The following is a 1,564-nucleotide window of genomic DNA, read 5'->3' on the forward strand; positions in this document are numbered from 1 at the left end:
GAACTTCTGCGGATATCTGGGTGGCACGTTCTCTCTCATTTCCGAATCTCGACAACCCTACGCGGGTCACTGTCCGGAAGAAATAGAGCACCTCACGGTGCGGGTCGCATGGGTGGCACGGAGGGCACGGAGGCGGTCGAGCCGTCCGTGCCCGCCGATCGGTGGACGACTGTGCGACCTTGCCTGGGGACGTGGTCGATTCATGTTTCCAGGAGATGAGGCCGATCTCACCCGCGTCCAATACCGGTCGGGCATGCATTCATGACGCACCGACATGGGTGCGCCGGCACCGCACCGCTTGGGCATCGGTACATGAGCGCTGGGTCGGCGTGCGACCGCGATCATCCGGCCTTGCGGGCGGAACGCCGCCCTCTCCCGGCCAGTCCAGGCACGGAAGTCGACCGCGGGACGTGCGGCCCCGGGCCGGGGTGAACCCATTCTCGGTGCCCGCGAAGGGCGTTGCTTCCTCGGGGTGCCGATTCCACGCTGCGATTCCGCTTCGTCCACGCCCAAGGAGGCGCCAGGTCATGTTCGACTCCGGATCCGGGTCCCGGTCGAGGGCCCGGGGCAAGCCCCGATCGGCCACATTCGTCGCGTTGTCCGTCGCGGTCGCGCTCGGCGCGATCACCGCCGTGACCGCCCCCGCCTCGGCCGGCGCTCCCGACCGCCCGAAGGCGCAGGCCGCCGCCGCCATCCCGCGCTACGACCACGTGGTGGTGGTCGTGCACGAGAACGCCAACTACGAGGAGATCATCGGCAATTCGCAGGCCCCGTACATCAACCAGCTCGCCGCCGGCGGCGCTTCGTTCACCGATTTCCACGGCGAGACGCATCCCAGCCAGCCCAACTACATGGCGATGTTCTCCGGTTCCACGCAGGGCGTCACCGGCGACGAGTGTCCGCCGCCCGGCTCGCCGTACACCGCGGACAACCTCGCCAGGCAACTGATCGACGTGGGCGCCACGTGGGGCAGCTACAACGAGGACTGGTCGGCGGCCAACCCGGGCGCCTGCACGAGTGGTTCGTACGCGCGCAAGCACAATCCGTGGTTGTCGTTCGCGAACGTGCCCGCCGCCACCACGTATCCGGCCAGCGCCTTCCCCACCGACTACAACACCCTGCCCACGATCTCCTACGTCGTGCCGAACCAGTGCAACGACATGCACGATCGCCTGTTCAACCCGGCCTGCGGGATCTCCACGGGTGACACCTGGACCCGGAACAAGCTCAGCGGCTACGCGGAGTGGGCCAAGACCCACAACAGCCTGCTCGTGGTCACCTGGGACGAGGACAACTTCCGCAGCGAGAACCGGATCGCGACCGTCCTGTACGGGGCGCACGTCAAGCCCGGCCAGTACGCGGGCCGCAAGGACCACTACAGCCTGCTGCGCACGTTCGAGGACATGTACGGCACCCGGCGCTCGGGCCAGGCCGCGACCGCGACACCGATCACCGAGGTCTGGCAGGACGGTGGTCCGTCGCCGGTGTCGGTGGTGAGTCCCGGTGCGCAGTCGGGTGTGGTGGGTCGGGCGGTGTCGTTGGCGGTTGCGGTGTCGGGTGGTAC

At 68.2% G+C, this 1,564-nt stretch carries 1 protein-coding gene; it reads left to right on the forward strand.

Annotated features, from left to right (window positions below):
* Positions 1-527: 527 nt before the first annotated feature.
* Positions 528-1,564 (forward strand): alkaline phosphatase family protein (locus ACIRL2_RS51385; protein WP_402242723.1); only part of this gene is annotated, 1,037 nt, incomplete at its 3' end.

Origin of the sequence: Embleya sp. NPDC127516, assembly GCF_044765325.1 — a bacterium.
Taxonomy (GTDB): Bacteria; Actinomycetota; Actinomycetes; order Streptomycetales; family Streptomycetaceae; genus Embleya.